Below are 19,470 nucleotides of genomic sequence, written 5' to 3' on the forward strand. Positions count from 1 at the left end.
GCGGAGGAGCGGAGGGGCTAAAAACAACAAACAACTTTCCCACAACCCCCCAAACCCGATGGCCGTCAAACGCCATCGGGCAACAAACAACTTTCCAACAAATAACAAATAACCAAATCGTACAATTAACTTGAGAAAAAAAATGAATGCAAATATTTATGCGATCGCGCCTCTAATCATACCGGGGATGATTCAGCTTCCGAGCAATTGGTTAGTGTTGCTGCCTTCCTATTTAGTGGTTTTTTGCGCGGTGTTGGTGATTTTGACCGCAATTGCCATATTGTTGCGCGTGATAGTTTATCAAAATTTGACCCTGATTGCTCATCAAGTCCGACGACTAATTCACCAGGAAAGCTTACGGAAAAAACCGCAGATTGTTGAAAAAATTGAATATAGATTACAACAATCTTTAACCAACTTAGATCGACTTAATACTACGGCTTTAGTGGATCAAGTTTATAGCCAACAATTATCAAAAAATCAACAGTTAGATTATTTTTGCCGGTTATTGCCCAATTTGTTGTTAGCTTTTGGTCTGCTGGGAACATTTTTGGGGATTACGATGAACCTGAGTGATTTAAGTCAGACGATTAATGAATTTGGCAGTAACAGTATTGATGATTTGGTGCAGCAAGTGCAAAGACCATTGCAAGGGATGGGCGTGGCTTTTATTAGTAGTTTAACGGCGGTTTCTTGTAGTGTTATGTTGACCTTGGTGAATTTATTGCGGAATACTAATGTAGCCCGATATCAACTGTTAAGTGCCTTAGAAGATTATGTGGATAATGTTTATATTCCCAGTTTAGGGCATAAAAGCCCAATGGAGCGATCGGTCGATCGCCTAGAAGAGTTCTTTCAGCGATTTACCCACGAGTTTGGCATTTCTGTTAGACAAGCGGTTGAGCAATCTTTGGGGGAAAAAGTAACCGCAATTATGGACGGAAATCGAGAAGCAAATCATTTGGCTAATCAAGTTTATACCCGCTTTTTAGAGTCCGCTGGGGCGATGAAATCTGGGGCAATGATTTTCCGGGAGTCAGCGAATATTTTTGAACGGAGTCAGTTTGCTCATAAATTAGCCAGTTCTATGGAAAGTTTGGTGACGACTCAGCGGGAATTATCGCGGTCTGCGGGGGTGTTGAATCAATCCACTCAATCGATTCAAATGGCGATCGCGGCTTTACAAAGTTCTAATGCGGAAATGGTGCGGTTAAGTGAACAAATTAATTTAAGCACCAAACAGTCTTCAGAAGTGCTGGGAATGACTCAAGCGAATCAATATTCTCTGGGAGATGTGGTGAACCAACTTCAGCAAGCAAGCCATATTTTCCACTCCGTAATTAGAACTTTGGATTTACTGCAAAAACGCTTAGACAATCGTTCTGATCGCTTAATTAATGTCCATGCGGAATTGTCAAAATTAATTGAAGTGGTGCAGGATTATACGGAAGATGTCACGGTGAATTTGCAAGCAATTGGCGATCGCCTAGTGGTGGCAATTAATGAAAATAGCACCTTTGCTACCTCCCAAAAACAAGAAGTCACTACCAAAATTTATCAACTGGGGAGTGATTTAAATATGGTGAAATCCCACCTGGGGGAATTAGTCAAAAATTTAGAAAATCATCCCCAAACAGATGATAGTGAATCAACTCGGATTAGTTATCCACCAGAAGCTTAGTATGGAATTGTAAGCATTCATAGGGGCGAAAAGTATTTCGCCCCACCGAACCGATCTTTTTTCAACCAAGAAGATTTGGTGAATTAGAATAGTAGAATAGAGGGAAATGATTATGAGTTTGCGATATTATGAGTTTGCGATCGCGTCGTCAAGAAGCCTTAGAAGATTTTGATGTTTGGCCAGCCTTTACGGACTTAATGTCAAATTCTTTTATGATTTTGAGCTTTATTCTGTTGCTGGCAATTATTAAACCCCTGGTTTCAATTAATAGTCTGCGAGCCACAGAAGAACAATTAAGAAGTGAAAACCGGCAACTGCAACAACAAATAGAAAATGCCCGGGCAGAAGTAGCCAGGAATCAGGCTCAAATTCGTTTTTTTAACAATGAAATTCGCCAACTTGAAGCCAGTGTCACTCAGCAACGACAACGGGCTGAAAATGCCGAAAGACAAGTGAGGAATTTTGCCGATCAAGCCCGAACATTACAAACCCAGTTAGACGAAGAAACCCAGCGACCCAAAGCCCCGCCGATTATCGTGATTCAAGAAACTGGTTCTTATCAATTTCAGTCCGGTAGTGCGGCATTACCTGAGCCATTAACCCGCTATATTCGGCAACAGTTAGTCCCCCAAATTGAGACTAATGCCGCACAATATCAAATTGATGTGGTGGAGATTATTGGTCATACCGATGGTCAGGTGAATCAAGGGGGAGTGAGTAATTTAGATCAAGTGCTAGAAAATGTGGCCAAGGGGAATAACTCTTTAAATCAGTTATCTCCCGGTTCTAATGCGGATTTAGGTTTAATGAGAGCCTTAGCCGTGGTGAAAATTTTACAGGAAATTCAACAAAAAGAAGGGCGGCTAAAAGGGTTACAGTTTCGTCCATATTCGGCGGCGCAATTAGTTACTCCTAGCGGCGATTTCGCCGAAACGAATCGCAATCCTGATGGAAAACGGCGGCGAATTGAAATTAGATTTACCCGCTTGGGTCAGGTGACAAATGTGGAGTAAAACAATTAGAAGTGGTGGCTAAAAAAATGGGCGATCGCTCCCATATGATTTAATCTGATCTAATCTAACAATGCCTTCGCCATTTTCATGCATTGCCTTGAAAATGGCGAAGGTATTGATCTAAGTTAAAGCATATTTCAAAAATCCCACCCAGACCCGATCGCCCTCCAGATAGAGCCGATCGCCCAGTCCTGGCAAGTAATCGCCCGTTACTTGGGCGATCGCACCCCCTATTCCCTAAATTTAGCCTGCCTGAATTTAGCCTGCCTGAATTTAGCCTGATTGATGATTTTGATGGCAAAATCGCAGTACAACTAAACTAAGTGCAATCAAAAATCTAACACTTCATGCAACAGTAAACCAGGAGGGCAATCAAAGTGTCACTTAGAATTTTAAGTTTAGATGGTGGGGGAATTCGGGGGGTTTTAGCCGCCCAAATGCTGTTGAGCCTAGAAAAACGCTTAGGGAAACCACTGAACCAATATTTTGATTTAATCAGCGGCACTTCTACCGGGTCAATGTTAGCTGCCGCCATTGCTATGGAAATTCCGGCGGAAAATATTGTTGATTTCTACCGACAAAAAGGCAAAATCGTCTTTCCTTATACGGATGGTTTAGATGTCAAGCGACTACCCGTGATGCTGGAATATGGATTTTTAGGGCCGAAATTTTCTAATCGCGGCTTGAAAACTGTCCTCCAAGATCTCTTCGGAGACAAAAAACTCGCAGATGTAAGTAAATGCAAGTTGTTGATTACCAGTTATGACACCTTGGAACGAGAACCGATTATATTTAAAAGTTGGGACTCTAAATTTGCTCAAACACCATTGTGGGAGGCTTGCATTTGTTCGGCTTCAGCCCCCACTTTTTTCCCGGCTCATAAATTAGAGCGAGAATATCATGGGACAGTGGTCAGCGCCACAGAAACCACAATTATTCTCGATCAAATGGCCGCAACCGATCATAATGATTACCGAAATATGGAGATGACGATTACCAACGGCAAAGGCAAGAATCAGCGACGGATGATTAAGCAATATAACGGGGAAAAACGAGAGGCAATTGTTAATGAACCTTGGCAAGAAATTCCCGATCGCACTTCGACTTATCAATTATACAAACAATACTGTGCGATCGATGGCGGTTTAGCGGCTAATAATCCCACCGCTTGCGGAGTGGCTGCCGGAATTCGACTCGGTTATAGCCTCAATAATTTGCACGTTCTGTCTATTGGCACAGGGGATCCGACCCGAAAAATTCCTTGGGAAGCGGCGAGAAAATGGGGAGCATTTCAATGGATTAAAGGTGGTTTAGTGATCAAGGTAATGACCGATGCTCCCTCGGATATTTACGATTATATTACAGAGCAAATTATTGGGGATAATTCTCGTTATATTCGCCTACAATTTCCCTTAGATCGACAATTAACCGCTAAAAGATTAAGCGATGATATGGATGACGCCAGTGAGGAAAATATTAACAATTTAATTGAAGCGGCAGATGTTTATATCAATCTGCCAGAAAATCAGAAAATTTTAAAGCAGTTTTTTGCCCAGTTCGAGCCGGATTTGGGGGAGTTTTCTGGCACCCAAACCTGATAACAATGATTAAAAAAAGCTAAAAAAATCAAAAAGAATAACAACCAGGAATGAGTCAAGGCGATCGGGCTTTCTCATTCTTGGCCACTCAAGGATAAGTAACTATTCCGATCAATTTGATAGAATTGAATTGCCGTCAATATTTTATGAAAATTTTCGGTAAATTTTTTACGGCAAAAATTACAGCTTACAGTTATATTTACCGAGCTAGGTAAAGAATCAAGAGTATCTAAATAAAAGTTTACTATAATTCTCGGAATATCTTGGCATAATTGAGATATCAACCATAAAAACTGTGTTTTAGTTTTTTATCGTTAATTAAATCTGATTGATGGAGATAATCATGCTGAACTTATCTGGCTATCAGGAGACAAAACTTCTCTACAGTGGAAACCGTACCCTAGTCTATCGAGCGATTCAAGTCCAGACTCTCCAAGCTGTTATTATCAAAGTGTTGCGAAACTCCCACCCCAACTTTAATGAGTTGGTTCCTTTCCGCAATCAATAAGTTGTTCCAAGCAGGCGATCGCTATGTAGGGGTGAAGCATTACGAGAGTCAATCTTTCATTAGCACCGATGAATCAATTGCTGGAATGCGCGGGCCACTACATGGCCGTAAAATATTGCTTTTTGCACGATCGCATTCAGCAAGCGGCTTATTCCCTAATTCCCGAAAATTTGAAACAAAGCACCCATCTAAAAATTGGCCAACAATTACCTCGATAAACTGGCCGAATCAGATCCACAAAAACGAATTTTTGAACAGGTCAAACAGTTAAATTACGGCCAACATTTAATTACAGAACCGCAGCAAAAAATTCACCTAGCCAAACTCAACTGCCGGAGAAAAAGCCAAAAATGCCACGGCTTATCAAGCAGCGGCAATCTATTTAGGGGTGGGAATGCAATTACTAGGCAATCATGGGATTTTGAGTATATTTTAACCAAAAATATTTATACCTTAGCCACGGAGGTAGCTTATCTCAATGGAGATTTTGCCGATATAGAAATCTTGGCTCGGTTAATGTTACGCCACGGCAAAAACTGGATCAAATTCCCGTTTATGAAACTCTCATTGTTGCCCATATTGTGCAAAAAAAACAACTTTTAGCGGTGAAAACAGCTTTATCAGTGTTGCAAAAGTTAGGGATTTCACTGCCGGAACAACCGACCACCGCAGACTTTACTCAAGAACCCAAAGCAGTTAATCAAAATTTACAAGGTTGCCCCATTGAAAATTTGGTCAATCTGCCTTTAATCAGCGATCGCAACATGGCTGCGAAAATGCGAATTTTGGCCAGCATTTTTTCCGCATTTACTCCCGTTAATTGCCTTTAAAATAGTCAAATCTATTCAATATGGAAATGCCCCAGATTCGGCGTTTGGTTATAGTCTTCATGGCTTAATTATTTATGGAGTTTTAGGCGACATTGAATCAGGATATGCTTATGGTCAAGTAGCCCTGTCTTTACTAGAACGGGGTCAAGCCAAGGGTTATCAGGCTTCCGAGAAATTTTTGCCACATTTATTCAACATTGGCAAGAACCTTTACACGCCACCTTGCCCCTATTAATGCAAAGCTATCAAGATGGATTAGAAGAAGGAGATTTAGAATTTTCCGGCTATTCTCTCTCCAATTATGCCTATCATTCTCTATGGTTAGGCAAAAATCTGAAAGATTTATCCCAAGAAATAGCCAATCATAACCAAGCTTTAGCAAAAATCAACCAAAATGTTGCCCAAACTCACCACAAAATTCACTGGCAAACTCTGCTGAATTTACTCGGAGAAGCCGAAAATCCGCAAATTCTGGTTGGCCGAGTTTATGATACCACGGCAATGGTTGGCATGAAGAAAAAAGTGATTTGACCGGACTGGCTTTTTTATTCCTTTGCCAGATGTTTCTCTGTTATCTCTTTGAAGATATGCCAACCGTTGCCCAGCACTTAGCAACCGTGAATCAATATTTGGGGGCATTAATTGGTTCTAGTTGTATTGGGGTTTTTCATTTTTATGATTCTTTGGTGCAATTAGCCAATTTTGATGGGGAATTAACCGCTACAGCTAATGAAATTTTAGACCGAGTGAACGCCCATCAAGAAGAAATCGCGAAATGGGCTAACTCTGCCCCAATGAATTATCAGCATAAGTTTGATTTGGTAGCCGAAGAAAAATATCGGCTGTTGGGAGAAATCCTCAAGTCGATTCAGAAAATTCTCAATAAAAATTTATAGTCATTTCAATTGTGCTTGAGACAATTGAAATGACTATAATAGACAAGAAGGCAAAATTCGTTCAAAGCCCCCCGAAAATCCGCCATCGGTTGGGAGGTTCGATCTGTTATGCAAGCAAGAGGTCTAATAACTGGGCGATCGAATGAGTTGACAATTTTCTGGGTTAAACTATTTTAAATTAGCCAAATTTTGCTGAAACCTAGCCAATAAATTAGCTAAAAATTCTATTTCATACTGAGCCATCATCATCTCTTTTGATGGTTCAGGATTTTGGATGACAATCATCTGTCCTACTTTGATTTCATAGTCTTTTAAAGTAGCGAATGCTTGCTCGCTAAATCGAGTTAAATAGTCTTGGGCGGCATGGTTGTAAGCTTGAATTAGTTGAGCTTGATAAGCTTCATTAGATAGGTTTGATTTTGGGGAATTTGACGGTGATTTAGTTAAAATATAGGTAGCACCACCGGCAACCGCTGCCCCCACTGGGCCGCCCAATAACCAACCTAATCCAGTGGCGATCGCTGTTGGTAAACTACTCCGAGATTTTTGTCCTGATGGTTTGATAGAATCAGGAGGGGCAGGTAATAAAACCTGGGGCGGTTCGGGAAAAGAAATGTCAATTTCCCCCGGATGATTGATGGGAAAAAATTCACTGGCTTTCTTCACCCATTCCATAATTCCGGTTTGATATTTGCCAATTTCTGCTTGAAATTGTTCGGTTCGCCAAGTGTCAAATTTAGTGGTTTCTAAAGCTTTGGCTAGGTCGTTTTGATAGCGGTCTAATAATTTGGGTAAATATAGCCAACTTTGAAAATCCGATAAGGCAGAGTCGATTCCTTGTTTAATCAGTTTTTCGGCTTTTTGTTGAATGGCAATTTTTTGCTGTTGTTTTTCTTGGGCAGTTGCTAATGATTGTAATGCCTGGGATTTTTTTGCTTCTAATACTTGGCAAATTTGCTGCGCGATCGCCTCTATTCTAGATAAGGGTACAGTGTTTTTTTCTTGTTGGGCAGTAACAATCATTTGTAGGGCTGATTCAAACATAGATAAGCCACTGGTTTGCGCCGCAGCCACATCACCTTTGAGTTTAGCACGCAATGCGGGCAAGGCATCAACCCGATATAAATTACTCACTCCATCCGGCAAATCTGCCCGAAAACTTTCTGCCACAAACCGCATCCGGTTAGATACTTCTTTTTGCTCTTCGGGTTCTAGTAAATTGAGAAAATTAACCACAAATACTACCGTGTTAATCCCCCGATCTAATAGCCAATCTCGGAGATTTTCTCGTTCTCCCAAGGTCATCAGTTTCCGACAATCTAAAAGCTGAATAATTAAATCTGCCCCTAAGAGGCGATCGCGCACTAAATTATCTTGGGCTTCCTGGTCATTAGTGCCTGGTAAATCCAGAAATTCTACCCCAGTTTTCAAGAACGGATGGGGACAATAGACTTCTACGGATGCCACATCATCGCGCATTCTTCTGGCATCAGAAAGAATGGCATAATCCTGGAGAATTTTAGTCCCCGGTTCGCGAATTTCTTGGCCATTAGTTAAAGTAATTTTAGTGGATAACTCTTGACCGTATTTTACCAGAATCGCCGCCCCAGTGGTGGGAATTAAATCAATGGGCAGAGTCTTTTCTCCCAGTAACGCATTCAGTAGGGTAGATTTGCCATAATTAAATGGCCCAAACACCGCAATTCTAAAAGCGGGATTTTCCAGAAACTCACCAAGGGCGATCGCATCTTTTCGCAGTTGGGCATATTGCTGCTTATCTAATAGACCAATGGCCGATTGCAGGGTATGAATAAAATCCTGATTAATTTGCTGCTGTTTGATCATAATTATTCAATTCAATATCCAAATTATCAAAAATATAATTTTTTCTTAGGGTGCGTTAGGCGGTCAAAAGGTTTCATATTGATTAACCTATATTACGATCCGCCGTAACGCACCGATTACAAACCTTTCGTAGGGTGCGTTAGGCGGTCAAAAGGCTTGATATTTATTACCCTATATTACGATCCGCCGTAACGCACCAAATAGTCTATTCAAATATCAAGAAACCGCTACCAAAAACTCCTGATAAACTGTCTCAATATCCTGTGACTCTGAAGCTACGGTAGCCTCCAAGGTTTTCAACCGGGCTAATTCCGCCTCGCGATTAATTTCATAAGCTTCTTTTTGTTTCAGCAAATTATCTAACTCAGCTTTACGAGATTGAATATCATCATTCACTCGTTCACTCACTTCGCGATCGTAAGTTTCAAAACATTCTTTAATCGCATTATAAACCGGCTGCCATTGCTGTTGCGCCACTTCTGGGAGATATTTGACTAACTCTTTTTTCGTCGCTTTGACTAATTCTTTCCGGGCTTGATCTGCTTGGAAAACTCCCACACCCAAAGCCAACATTCCCAAACCCACAGGGCCGAGAACCATCCCCGTTGCCGCAGTAATTAAAGCCCCAATTCCCGCCACCGTAATTAAATTTAATAAGATATTTTGCCAGTCAAAACCAGCCCCAGCCATTGCCACTCCTGCCAAATTTCCCCGCGCTAAAGAAAACAAACCCATCGCCCATTTTGCCCAAGCAGGAGATTTATCTTCGGTGGTAGAACCGATCGCCGCTTTCACTTTTTGTCCGGTTAGTTTTTCAGAGATTTTATCGGTGACATTAGTATAATCTGCCCCATACTTAGACGCACTCATGGATAACTGTAAAAAAGCCGCGTCCATCTCTTTTTCTACGCTACGAGTCCAAGCGGCTAATTTATCGGTGACATATTGCTCAAAAGCTTTGGCTAACTGTTGTTCAAAGGCTGAACGTTTCCCCGCACTCAAGAAATCCAGAAACCGTAAATCTGGCTGATAGCGGAGAAAATCCGTTTCAAACGTATCCCCCAATCCGAGAATATAATCCCGGAAAGAATTAGCAATACTGCTGGCTTTTTGATCGCGCATGGTTCTAATCTCATTTTGGAAGCGATCGCGAATCTGATTTAGTTGCTCAAACTCCGGTTCTACGGAGCTAATTTTCTCTTTTAATGCCTGGACATTTTCATTTAACAAAGGAATCCGCCGCTGGATGGCTTCCCGGACATAACTATTGGTTTGTCGGGCTAAAGTGCGGGCTTGACGAAATTCTGCGATCGCTCGTTCTTTAGTTAAAAAAGTATTCAGCGCCCCCAAAAACGGGGAAAATCCTGTTCCTTCCAACGAGGCATCAGGATTTTTAATCCGGCGTCGAAGTGCCTGAATTGAAGACAGTTCAAACACCCGCTCATCATAAATACTTTGTCCTTCTAGCTGACAATATTCCGCCAAATTTGCGTGAAAAACCCGCCGGAGTCTATCCTCTGCTGCCGCCAATTCTTCCGCATCATCTGGGTCAATCAAACTTTCTTTCACTTGGTCCCAAGCATTGATTAAAAAGAAGACCGTTAACCCTCGGTCTTTAATATAGTTTTCTAAATAGCGGCGTTCGCCCAAAGTGCAAGGTTGTGACGCTCGCAAAACAAATAAAATCGCATGGCAATTATTAATATAACCCAGGGAAAGTTCGTTACGCGCTTCCGTATCATTCAGCCCCGGACTATCCACAATTTCCACCCCTTTTTGTAGCAACGGTAAGGGATATTCTACTACCGCATAATCTACATTAGGAAAAGCTTGCTTTTTCTCAGCTTCTAATCGTTTTGCCTCCGCTGGATCGATGGTATAGCGCTGTTTAAAGCTTTTAAAATCGATAGTTTCTGGGGCTGTGTTATCATTAAAATAAACGGTGACTTTTTTTTCAGATCCATAACGCAATACGGTTAATAACGCCGTGCAAGGATTCACATCACTGGGCAGTAAATTTTCCCCAATTAGGGCATTTAAAAATGTACTTTTTCCCCGTTTCATATCCCCTAACACCAGCAGTCTAAAAACCCCTTGACTTAAGTTTTTACTGGCTTTGGTCAAATCACCGATTTCTCGTTCCAACCCTAAACGCCCGGATTTTGTATCACTTTCGGTTTCTGAACGGGTTAAAGTAGCGGCTATTTCTGCCAAAGAATCAGCGATCGCCCCACGGACTTTAGCCACCTTATCCAAATCATTGATAAACTTGTTGCTTTCAATTTGATAACTCATAGGAATTGTGTTCTAAACATCACCAACACAGCACATTTGAGGTCTGAAATCCAATCTAGCATAAAATTAGCTGAGATCGCCGGGGTTCAGAAACCGGGTTTCTTTAGATCATCTCTGTCACTCAACCAACACTCTCATAGAAACCCGGTTTCTTTCCTGGGGGCAAACAGGCGATCGCGCATGGTGAGAGAACCGGGTTTCTTGAGATCATCTCTGTAACTCAACCAAAACTTTCATAGAAACCCGGTTTCTTTCCTAGGGGCAAACAGGCGATCGCGCTTATGTTTAGGTCAACCCAGTAGGGTGCGTTAGGTGGGAAAAATCTGGGGAAATATTCGTTAATTTATTTGTCCACCGTAACGCACCATTAATTTTTGGCATGATCTTCAACGATAAGAAAACCGAGAGAATGCGACGCTAACCTGAAAAAATAGATTCCCGCCTTCGCGGGAATGACAAGTATTGCTGACTGGTTCTGACAAGTATTGCTGACTGGTTCTGACAAGTATTGCTGACTGGTTCTGACAAGTATTGTTTACTAATCCCGATTTCTGGCGGTTAAGGTTTCAATGCTATAATGTATCTAGACGGTTTGGATTCGGTTGTTTATATCCATCGATATCACCATGAAAAGTATTGATATTAACCAAGCATTACCGCAAATATCTGATCTTTTGGATATGGCTTTTTCCGGTGAAGAGATTATTATTACGAATCAGAATCAGCAAAAGATTAAAATTTCTGCTATTTCTGTAAACTCTCAGCGTCCACCTTTGTTTGGCAGCGATCGCGATCGCATTTTCATCGCCGATGATTTTGATGAACCTCTCGATGATTTTCAGGAATATATGTAATGCGCTTTATTTTCGAGATTAGAAACCGGGTTTCTTTTCTAAAATTTCGGGTTAATTGCCAAAATTGTCCCAGAAACCCGGTTTCTTGTTGGCGATCGCGCTTAGGTTGAGAAACCGGGTTTCTTTAGATCATCTCTGTGACTCAACCAAAACTTTCATAGAAACCCGGTTTCTTTCCTGGGGGCAAACAGGCGATCGCGCTTATGTTGAGTTGAGAAACCGGGTTTCTTTAGATCATCTCTGTGACTCAACCAAAACTTTCATAGAAACCCGGTTTCTTTCTTGGGGGCAAACAGGCGATCGCGCTTAGGTTGAGAAACCGGGTTTCTTTAGATCATCTCTGTGACTCAACCAAAACTTTCATAGAAACCCGGTTTCTTTCCTGGGGACAAACGGGCGATCGCGCTTATGTTGAGAAACCGGGTTTCTTTAGATAATCTCTGTGACGCAACCAACATTGTCATAGAAACCCGGTTTCTTTCCTGGGGACAAACAGGCGATCGCGCTTAGGTTCAGAAACCGGGTTTCTTTAGATCATCTCTGTCACTCAACCAAGAAACCGGGTTTCTTTAAGAAACCCGGTTTCTGACCCGGTTTCTTTCCTGGGGGCAAACAGGCGATCGCGCTTAGGTTGAGAAACCGGGTTTCTTGAGATCATCTCTGTGACTCAACCAAAACTTTCATAGAAACCCGGTTTCTTTCCTGGGGATCGATCGATTGTCATGGTTCGCCCCTAAAAATTTTAGCTTTTTTTAACTTTTTCGGCTTTTCATTTTTGCGTAAGTGGGTTAATATACTTGTCAAGCCAGATAAATGATTATTCGGTTATGGCGATCGCTCTTCAAACAGCGTAAAGCCTAAGATCCAAAACGCTGTACGGTTGTGAGTATCGACAGCTAGTTATTTTCCATAAACTAAATAGTTAAATCGCCAAGTCTGTGACGAATGTGAGTTTCGCGGGACTGGGGAAGGTGGCTAAAGAACCGAGTTTTTCCAGGGATATTACTTCGGTAAATTTGCTTTGCCAAAAAACCCGGTTTCTGAATACCTCCAGCTTTTTATGTTTGTCAATCAGTAGCTTGGTGAGGAATTGAGATTATGAAATCGCTGACAAGTGATGCTGAATTGTTGAATGTTCAAGTGTCAGATGCGCTGCAAGATGTTGAGAATTCCCTGAAAAGTTTTGCCACCGAAGGGGATTATGATGCCAAAATGCAAGGGATATTTGGCGATCGCCTGGATGGGGAAAAAGCACGAGTTTTGGCAGCATCTTGGGTCGCTGGAGATTTTAGCGCTTTTCCGGCGATCGAGGTTCGGGACTCCGCTGAGATTAATGGCGCATGGGGGGCTTTTGCCCAAGCTACGGGCAAGATTTATCTGTCGCGGGAGTTGGTGAATGCGGGAGATGTAGGGGCGATCGGCTCTGTTCTCCTAGAGGAATATGGACATTATATAGATGCACAGGTGAATTATGAAGATGCACTAGGAGATGAGGGGGAACTTTTTGCCGCTTGGGTTGAGGGTCAGCCATTGAATGAGTCGGATATCTTGACCCTGAAAGCTGAAGATGATTCGGCGGTGGTGGTTTTGGATGGGCAAGAGGTGAGTATTGAGCAGAAAAATATCTGGTTCTGGGAGCAGAAGGAAGAGGTTCGTGAAGTCATACAAGGGACGAATGAAGGTGATCTTATACAGGCTGGGCCTGGCGATACTGTTTACGCTCTTGGTGGGAACGATAATATTGATTATTATAAAGGAGTAATTGGAGGAGAATATATAAGTCTGGGCGAAGGAGATGATTTGTTTAAAAATTATACCTTCCGCGAGCAAAAGGCTTCTATAACTGTTGATGGGGGTCCCGGAAATGATAATATTGAAGGAACTTCTGACAATGACACAATTATCGGAGGATCTGGCGGGCTCTCGGCTGGTGGGGGACTCGGTGACGATCTTTATATTGTGCCTCTCGATTCAGGTGTGATTATAGGGGACGCTGGCGGTAATGACACAATCAGATTTGAAAGCGGAAATTTAGCTTTGATTCCACCAACAGTGGGACAAATTGGTATAGGAACTATCGGGACTGGCCACCTGGTAATCGATACTAACAAAAATGGTGTACTTGAGCCAAACCCACCAAATTTATTTCCATTCAATGATATGACGATTCAGAACTTTTATACTTCTGATAGTCAGGGGAAATGTATCCCAGATTTTGGCTTCATTGAAACCGTAGGAAATCTATCGGGTCAGGAAATTCTAGATTTTATTTGCAATCAAAAAGACACTCCCACCACTCCCACCATATCGATTACTAACGCCATCAGAAGAGAAGGAGACCCCTCGCCCTTGGAGTTTAAAGTCACATTGTCAGAGCCGAGCGATCAGGTAGTAACTGTTGCTTACAGAACGGAAGATGGCACAGCGACGACTCAAGACAAAGACTACGCCCCACCGTCGGGAGTTCTAGAACTTAGATTTGAACCCGGAGAAACACAAAAAAAGATATCTATTTACAGCAATTACGACAAAGAGCCAGAGGGTCAAGAAAATTTCTATGTAAAACTTTCTGACGCAACCAATGCCGAACTGCCTTCACCGGATTATGGTGCTACTGGTACTATCCTTGATGGACCAGACCAAAATCTACTCAAAAAAGAACAAAAAGCAACTTATAATCAAGCAGCAGCCTATTATACTGCCGAGGCAGCAACGTTTACTATCTTGGCTGCGGTAGCCGCAGCGACAGCATTAGGAGCAGCAGCAGCAGCCGTTTTTACAGTTTATGCGGGTTTAGCTGGAATTCTTGCAGCAAGATATTCATTGTTAGCACAAGACCCCCCCGATCCCAATTTCACAACGATCGCCGAACCAATTACCCCTTCTCTATCTCAACAACCATTTACCGCCACTGATTTGGGCAGCCAACAACTCGCCGATGCTGCTAATGCAATGATAGCGAATCAAACCCAATGGATTGGTGTTGCCCAAGCCTTACAAACATCCCTCGATCGCGCTGATGGTGCCGTTGCTGCTGGGGATGAGGCTTGGCAAAAACAACAAGAACAAGCCGCGCAAAAATATACCCTAGCACTAGGAGCATTAACAGACCCTCAACCTCAACTGTTTGCTGACTTCTTCAATGCCTATCAAGCTGCTGGACTTCCGGCCATAAATCTTACGGTTAGCGATGTAATTGATTATCAAAATCAGCTTCGCGCCAACGGTTTATCCCCCGAAATGGTACAAACCCTGACGGAACTCGGTGCCGATAGCGTCACCCAACAAGAGATTCTGCAAAATATTTTAACCCTCGATCCCAATCAAGTCGTCTCTATGGGTGGAGGTGTTTTCCCCAATGCCCTAATAGATAACTCCTTCAGAGATTCTATCATTGCCAGCGCCGCCGCATTCGACCAAGGAATCATCGGCGCAGGCTTCACAGACGGAGTTGTTGCTATCACCATACCCACCCCTAATGTCACTAGCAATGGTCTTGCCACCGGACTACCGCCAAATGCCAACATTCCCGACACCAATCTAATCACCCTCACCGATGGCCCTGATACTGCTCTTCCTACCGTAGCAGCCGGTCAACAAATTCTCGGCTTATCCGGTCAAGATAACCTCACTGGCACCACCGCCGCCGATCAGATTAACGGCAACCAAGGAACAGATACCATCAACGGTTCTAATGGCGATGACACTTTATGGGGTGGCAAAGGTTCAGATCAGATTGATGGTGGCGCGGACAATGATTTAATTTATGGCAACAAAGATAACGATATTCTCAATGGTGGAGACGGTAACGACACCCTGCATGGTGGGCAACGCCGGGATATTTTAACCGGAGGTGCCGGTGACGATATCCTCGCGGGAGAACTCGGTCAAGACATTCTCACAGGTGACGCGGGAAATGATACTTTTATCCTAGCCGGAGGAGAATTCGCCGCCCTGAGTTTGCCACAGGCTGATGTAATTATGGACTTTACCCTAGGGGATAAAATTGGTCTCGCTGGTGGGTTAGCTTTTGCTGATTTGACCTTAGAAACGATTAGCCTAAGTTTGAATAATGCCGCCGCAATTACCGCCACTGCCTTGAAAGCCGGTGGAAATTATTTAGGGATTGTTGCTGGTATTGCTCCTGCTACTTTGACCGCTGATGTTTTTGTCGGTGTGTAGAATACATCAGAAACCGGGTTTCTTCACCAAGATTTTGGTTGTAGGGGCGAAGCATTCGGGCAGTTAATTCTCGGTTTCAACAGTTAAAATAATTACCCGAATGCTTCGCCCTTATCCTGGCAGTGCGATCGCATTTTTCGAGGAACTCAGAAACCGGGTTTCTTCTGTGGATGCCAAAGATAACTGTGATATGCCGAAAAGAAACCCGGTTTCTAGGTTATCTGCGAGGACTCAGAAACCGGGTTTCTTCTGTGGATGCCAAAGATAACTGTGATATGCCGAAAAGAAACCCGGTTTCTAGGTTATCTGCGAGGACTCAGAAACCGGGTTTCTTGGAAAGCTGAAAACGGATAACTGTGATATGCCGAAAAGAAACCCGGTTTCTAGGTTATCTGCGAGGACTCAGAAACCGGGTTTCTTCTGTGGATGCCAAAGATAACTGTGATATGCGGAAAAGAAACCCGGTTTCTCCGGTTAAAAGCCCAAGAGGAAGCCCCTCACAGGGCTTCCCGAAGTGAGTTGTGAAACGAGTTAGGGATTTTACCTGGCCCGGAGAGTATAAGGGGTTTTTTGCTCTTACTTTCTTCGCTACTCCGGGCCAGGTACTCCCAGGTATCGTTTGGGCTTGTTGGATGTGTTTCCGACCCCAAAAACCTGAATTATTCTTAATGACTATATATTATTATTTTATTGGCAATTTGTCAAGTATTTTTAGATAAAATTTAAGTTTTACCGCCAATTATATGTCAATCTTTGGTGCGTTACGGCTATTAATGCTACTAAAATATGAACCACTAAGGCACAAAGGACACGAAGAAAAGATTCCTTTGTGCTCTTTGTGTCTTTGTGGTGAAATTCCCAAGAAAATTTAAACTAATAAACTACTAAACAGGAGATGAGAGTAAATCTTGGTAAGCCGATTCGATAGTTTTTAGCTGGGAAAGTACCTCCCCATCCAACATTTTCAGGCGGCTTAATTCCTGAGCATAATCAATCTCTTGGGATTGCTTTTGTGCCACCAAGTTGTCAAGTTCCCCTTGACGAGATTTAATATCCGCATTCAGCCGCTTGCTGACTTCGCGATCGTAGTCATTAAAACATTGCTCAACTACATCATAAATCGATTGCCATTGAGATTGGGCTATTTCTGGAAGGGATTTAATAAACTCTTTCTTGGTAGCTTTGATAAATTCTTTCCGGGCTTCATCCGCTTGTAAAGCCCCCACTCCTAAACCTAATAAAGGAATGCCGATTAAACCAATGGAAGCGAGGGGGCCGGCAAACAATAATAAAAAGGTACTAATGCCAATTACCGCTACATAATTGACCAGAATATTTTTCCAATCAAATCCAGCACTAGCCATCACTACCCCAGCCACATTTCCCGTAGTTAAGGAGAAAAAACCCATTGCCCAACTCGCCCAAGATGGCGCATCTTCTTCTAATTCAGTGTTAATTCCCCGGTTAAATTTTTTCCCGGTTAATTTCTCGTTAATCAGTTGAGTGACTTGAGTATAATTTGCCCCATATTTGGCAGCACTTTGGCTCAGTTGGGCAAAAGCATCAGCAATTTGTTTTTCCGCTGTCAGTTCCCATTCGGCAATTTTTTCATTCAGATAACGCTCAAAAGCTTGCTGGAATTCCGCATTAAACTGTTCTCGTTTGCCCTTTTGCAGAGAATCTAAAAAACCGAGATTTGGCTGATACCGGACAAAATCCAATTCAAAAGTCTTGCCTAAGTCTAAAATATAGGTGCGAAAAGAATCAGCCACTTTTTTGGCTTGCCGATCGCGCATTTCCCCAATTTCTTCCTGGAAGCGATCGCGAATATCCGTCAACATTTCAAACTCTGGGGACACCGACGCAATCCGATTTTTCAACTCTTGCAAATCTTCCCCTAACAAAGGAATTCGACGGGCGATCGCATCATGGCAATGGTTATAACTTTGACGGGCTAAAGTTCGCGCTTGGCGAAGTTCTGCCACCGCTCTTTCTTGAGTCAAAAAAGTATTTAAAGCCGCCATAAACCCAGGAAAACCCGTTCCTTCTAGGCTATCTTCTGGGTGTTTTAACCTGCGCCGCAAAGCATTAAGAGAACATAGCTCAAATACTCGTTCATCATAAACATTAGCCCCATTAATTTGGCAATATTCTGCCAGATTAGTTTGGAAAAATTGCCGCAGTTTTGCCTCTGCCTCCGCCAATTCTGCCCCATCATCGATATCAACCAGACCCAGGCGAATTTCATCCCAACCATTAATCAGGAAAAACACATTTAACCCGCGACCTTTGATATAATTATCTAAATAGCGGCGTTCATTCAAAGTCAAAGGTTGTGCAGCCCGTAACACAAACAAAATAGCTTGACTATTATGCACATAATTTAACGATAACTCGTTGCGGGCTTCCGTATCATTTAGACCGGGACTATCCACAATTTCCACCCCTTTTTCTAAAAGAGGTAAAGGATACTCGACTACCGCATAGTTAACATTAGGAAATGCGGCCTGATTTTCTCTTTCCAGCTTTTTCCCTTCATCGGGGTCGATAGTATATTTTTGCTTGAAAGTATTAAAATCGATAGTTTCTGGAAGTTTGCCTTCCTTAAAATAAACCGTAACTTTTTTTTCTGGGCCATAACGTAACACTGTCAGCAAAGCCGTACAAGGATTCACATCACTGGGTAATAAGTTTTCCCCAATCAGCGCATTCAGTAACGTACTTTTACCCCGTTTCATATCCCCCAAAACCAGCAGTCTAAATACTCCTGATTTTAGATTTTTACTGGCTAATTTTAGGTCTTCAATATCCGCGTCTAATCCGAATTTTCCTGAGTTATTTTCGGCAACCTCTTCTGAATTAGACAAAATTTCAGCCATTTTTACCAGAGAGTCCGCCACATTCGAGCGGATACTGGCAACTCGATCTAAGTTATTAATTAACCTGGTACTTTCCATCATGGTAATGATTCCGATTAACTATTATAGAGGTTATTATCGGGATTACAGAGTTTTTCTGGATTCCCGCCTGCGCGGGAATGACAGGTTTTTTTGTAATTCATAACTCTGAGAAGTGCTGTATTATTTGACATTCACATCATCAGATTCAAAGAATATTTTGTAGGAAAACCAAGCAATTCCTCCAACGAGAATAAACCCAGCAATCCATGCTCCTAGCTGAATGGAGGCAATTCCGATTACCACAACTCCGACAAATTTACCAATTTTAATTGCTTGTCTTGTCCATCGTTTCAGCTTATTTTCTGGCGGTGTATCTGGCACAGTTTTATAAAGAGGCGGTTCTTTTTGGTAGAGTTCATGCTCTAATTCCCTCAGTCGAATCGCCCGTTCGCGCTCTTCGATTTCTTTTTGTTTTGCCTCTAAGTCTTTTTCTGGGTTGTTAGAATTATTCATTTGATTTCACCCCTTCTATCTGGAAAAATTAATTCATTCAGATTGAATTAATTCATCTCTATTCCAATTATTGATTAAGCGAAAGTTTAATTGGTTTAGCCACATCTTTTATTATATTACCATATTTAATTCAGTTAACAATTCTTGATGATGGCGAAGAAACCCGGTTTCTGCGTTAACTTTGGCCAAATTACAAAGATTTTATTAAGAAACCCGGTTTCTGAAAGCCCCAAAAAAACCATCTGCTATAAGGCCAAATCACAAAAATTTAAGAAAAAAACCCGGTTTCTGTTCCCTCTGGGGACGAATGCGATCGCTTTAAGATAAAATTGCCTCACATTCACCGAAAGAACGA

The 19,470-nt window shown here is 42.3% G+C and carries 18 protein-coding genes; 14 read left to right on the plus strand and 4 right to left on the minus strand.

Annotated elements, in window-relative coordinates; all coding sequences use genetic code 11:
- The first annotated feature begins 142 nt into the window (after positions 1-142).
- The 9 genes from AM228_RS02120 (at position 143) to AM228_RS02150 (ending at position 6,526) form a co-directional block, all read left to right on the plus strand.
- Complete coding sequence (locus AM228_RS02120) at positions 143-1,681, plus strand: hypothetical protein (RefSeq protein ID WP_054464443.1); 1,539 nt, start codon at positions 143-145, stop codon at positions 1,679-1,681.
- 128 nt (positions 1,682-1,809) lie between these two features.
- Positions 1,810-2,694, plus strand: a complete 885-nt coding sequence (locus tag AM228_RS02125) for a hypothetical protein (RefSeq protein ID WP_054464444.1) — start codon at positions 1,810-1,812, stop codon at positions 2,692-2,694.
- Positions 2,695-3,071: 377 nt separating this feature from the next.
- On the plus strand, positions 3,072-4,292 hold the full coding sequence (locus tag AM228_RS02130) for a patatin-like phospholipase family protein (RefSeq protein ID WP_072160614.1): 1,221 nt from the start codon (positions 3,072-3,074) through the stop codon (positions 4,290-4,292).
- Between the two features lie 343 nt (positions 4,293-4,635).
- On the plus strand, positions 4,636-4,800 hold the full coding sequence (locus AM228_RS31615; RefSeq protein WP_156331467.1) for a hypothetical protein: 165 nt from the start codon (positions 4,636-4,638) through the stop codon (positions 4,798-4,800).
- Between the two features lie 68 nt (positions 4,801-4,868).
- Positions 4,869-5,018: a hypothetical protein gene (locus AM228_RS31620; protein ID WP_156331468.1), complete on the plus strand. Its 150-nt coding sequence runs from the start codon at positions 4,869-4,871 to the stop codon at positions 5,016-5,018.
- Positions 4,996-5,403 carry a hypothetical protein gene (locus AM228_RS02135; RefSeq protein ID WP_054464445.1) on the plus strand — a complete coding sequence of 136 codons (408 nt, stop codon included), beginning with the start codon at positions 4,996-4,998 and terminating at the stop codon, positions 5,401-5,403. The genes AM228_RS31620 and AM228_RS02135 overlap by 23 nt, the downstream gene beginning before the upstream one ends.
- A 2-nt stretch (positions 5,404-5,405) precedes the next feature.
- A complete protein-coding gene (locus tag AM228_RS02140) occupies positions 5,406-5,630 on the plus strand; it encodes a hypothetical protein (RefSeq protein ID WP_156331469.1) in 225 nt (74 codons plus the stop codon).
- Positions 5,631-5,864: 234 nt separating this feature from the next.
- On the plus strand, positions 5,865-6,161 hold the full coding sequence (locus AM228_RS02145) for a hypothetical protein (protein ID WP_054464447.1): 297 nt from the start codon (positions 5,865-5,867) through the stop codon (positions 6,159-6,161).
- Entirely contained in the window at positions 6,158-6,526 is a 369-nt protein-coding gene (locus AM228_RS02150) for a hypothetical protein (RefSeq protein WP_054464448.1), read from the plus strand. Before AM228_RS02145 ends, AM228_RS02150 begins: the two co-directional genes overlap by 4 nt.
- 168 nt (positions 6,527-6,694) lie before the next feature.
- Here AM228_RS02150 and AM228_RS02155 read toward each other — a convergent pair whose 3' ends face one another.
- Both AM228_RS02155 and AM228_RS02160 read right to left on the minus strand, forming a co-directional pair.
- Positions 6,695-8,371, minus strand: a complete 1,677-nt coding sequence (locus tag AM228_RS02155) for a dynamin family protein (RefSeq protein ID WP_231636548.1) — start codon at positions 8,369-8,371, stop codon at positions 6,695-6,697.
- 216 nt (positions 8,372-8,587) lie between these two features.
- The gene (locus tag AM228_RS02160) at positions 8,588-10,666 is read right to left on the minus strand and encodes a dynamin family protein (protein ID WP_054464449.1); all 2,079 of its coding nucleotides are present in this window, start codon (positions 10,664-10,666) and stop codon (positions 8,588-8,590) included.
- 626 nt (positions 10,667-11,292) lie between these two features.
- Here AM228_RS02160 and AM228_RS02165 point away from each other — a divergent pair.
- The 4 genes from AM228_RS02165 (at position 11,293) to AM228_RS31630 (ending at position 15,970) form a co-directional block, all read left to right on the plus strand.
- A complete protein-coding gene (locus AM228_RS02165) occupies positions 11,293-11,520 on the plus strand; it encodes a type II toxin-antitoxin system Phd/YefM family antitoxin (protein WP_054464450.1) in 228 nt (75 codons plus the stop codon).
- A 64-nt stretch (positions 11,521-11,584) separates the two neighbouring features.
- Positions 11,585-11,830, plus strand: coding sequence for a hypothetical protein (locus AM228_RS02170; protein ID WP_231636550.1), 246 nt, complete (start codon positions 11,585-11,587; stop codon positions 11,828-11,830).
- 788 nt (positions 11,831-12,618) lie between these two features.
- Positions 12,619-15,702 (plus strand): Calx-beta domain-containing protein, encoded by a 3,084-nt coding sequence (locus AM228_RS30650; protein WP_054464452.1) that lies wholly within the window; start codon positions 12,619-12,621, stop codon positions 15,700-15,702.
- A 100-nt stretch (positions 15,703-15,802) separates the two neighbouring features.
- Positions 15,803-15,970 (plus strand): hypothetical protein, encoded by a 168-nt coding sequence (locus tag AM228_RS31630; protein WP_156331472.1) that lies wholly within the window; start codon positions 15,803-15,805, stop codon positions 15,968-15,970.
- A 616-nt stretch (positions 15,971-16,586) separates the two neighbouring features.
- On the opposite strand, the gene AM228_RS02180 is transcribed toward AM228_RS31630, so the two are convergent.
- Both AM228_RS02180 and AM228_RS02185 read right to left on the minus strand, forming a co-directional pair.
- The gene (locus AM228_RS02180) at positions 16,587-18,662 is read right to left on the minus strand and encodes a dynamin family protein (RefSeq protein ID WP_054464453.1); all 2,076 of its coding nucleotides are present in this window, start codon (positions 18,660-18,662) and stop codon (positions 16,587-16,589) included.
- Positions 18,663-18,782: 120 nt separating this feature from the next.
- Positions 18,783-19,115 carry a DUF3040 domain-containing protein gene (locus tag AM228_RS02185; RefSeq protein ID WP_054464454.1) on the minus strand — a complete coding sequence of 111 codons (333 nt, stop codon included), beginning with the start codon at positions 19,113-19,115 and terminating at the stop codon, positions 18,783-18,785.
- Between the two features lie 147 nt (positions 19,116-19,262).
- Here AM228_RS02185 and AM228_RS02190 point away from each other — a divergent pair, with 147 nt between their 5' ends.
- A complete protein-coding gene (locus AM228_RS02190) occupies positions 19,263-19,442 on the plus strand; it encodes a hypothetical protein (RefSeq protein WP_054464455.1) in 180 nt (59 codons plus the stop codon).
- Positions 19,443-19,470 lie beyond the last annotated feature (28 nt).

Source organism: Planktothricoides sp. SR001 (assembly GCF_001276715.1).
Classification (GTDB): domain Bacteria; phylum Cyanobacteriota; class Cyanobacteriia; order Cyanobacteriales; family Laspinemataceae; genus Planktothricoides; species Planktothricoides raciborskii.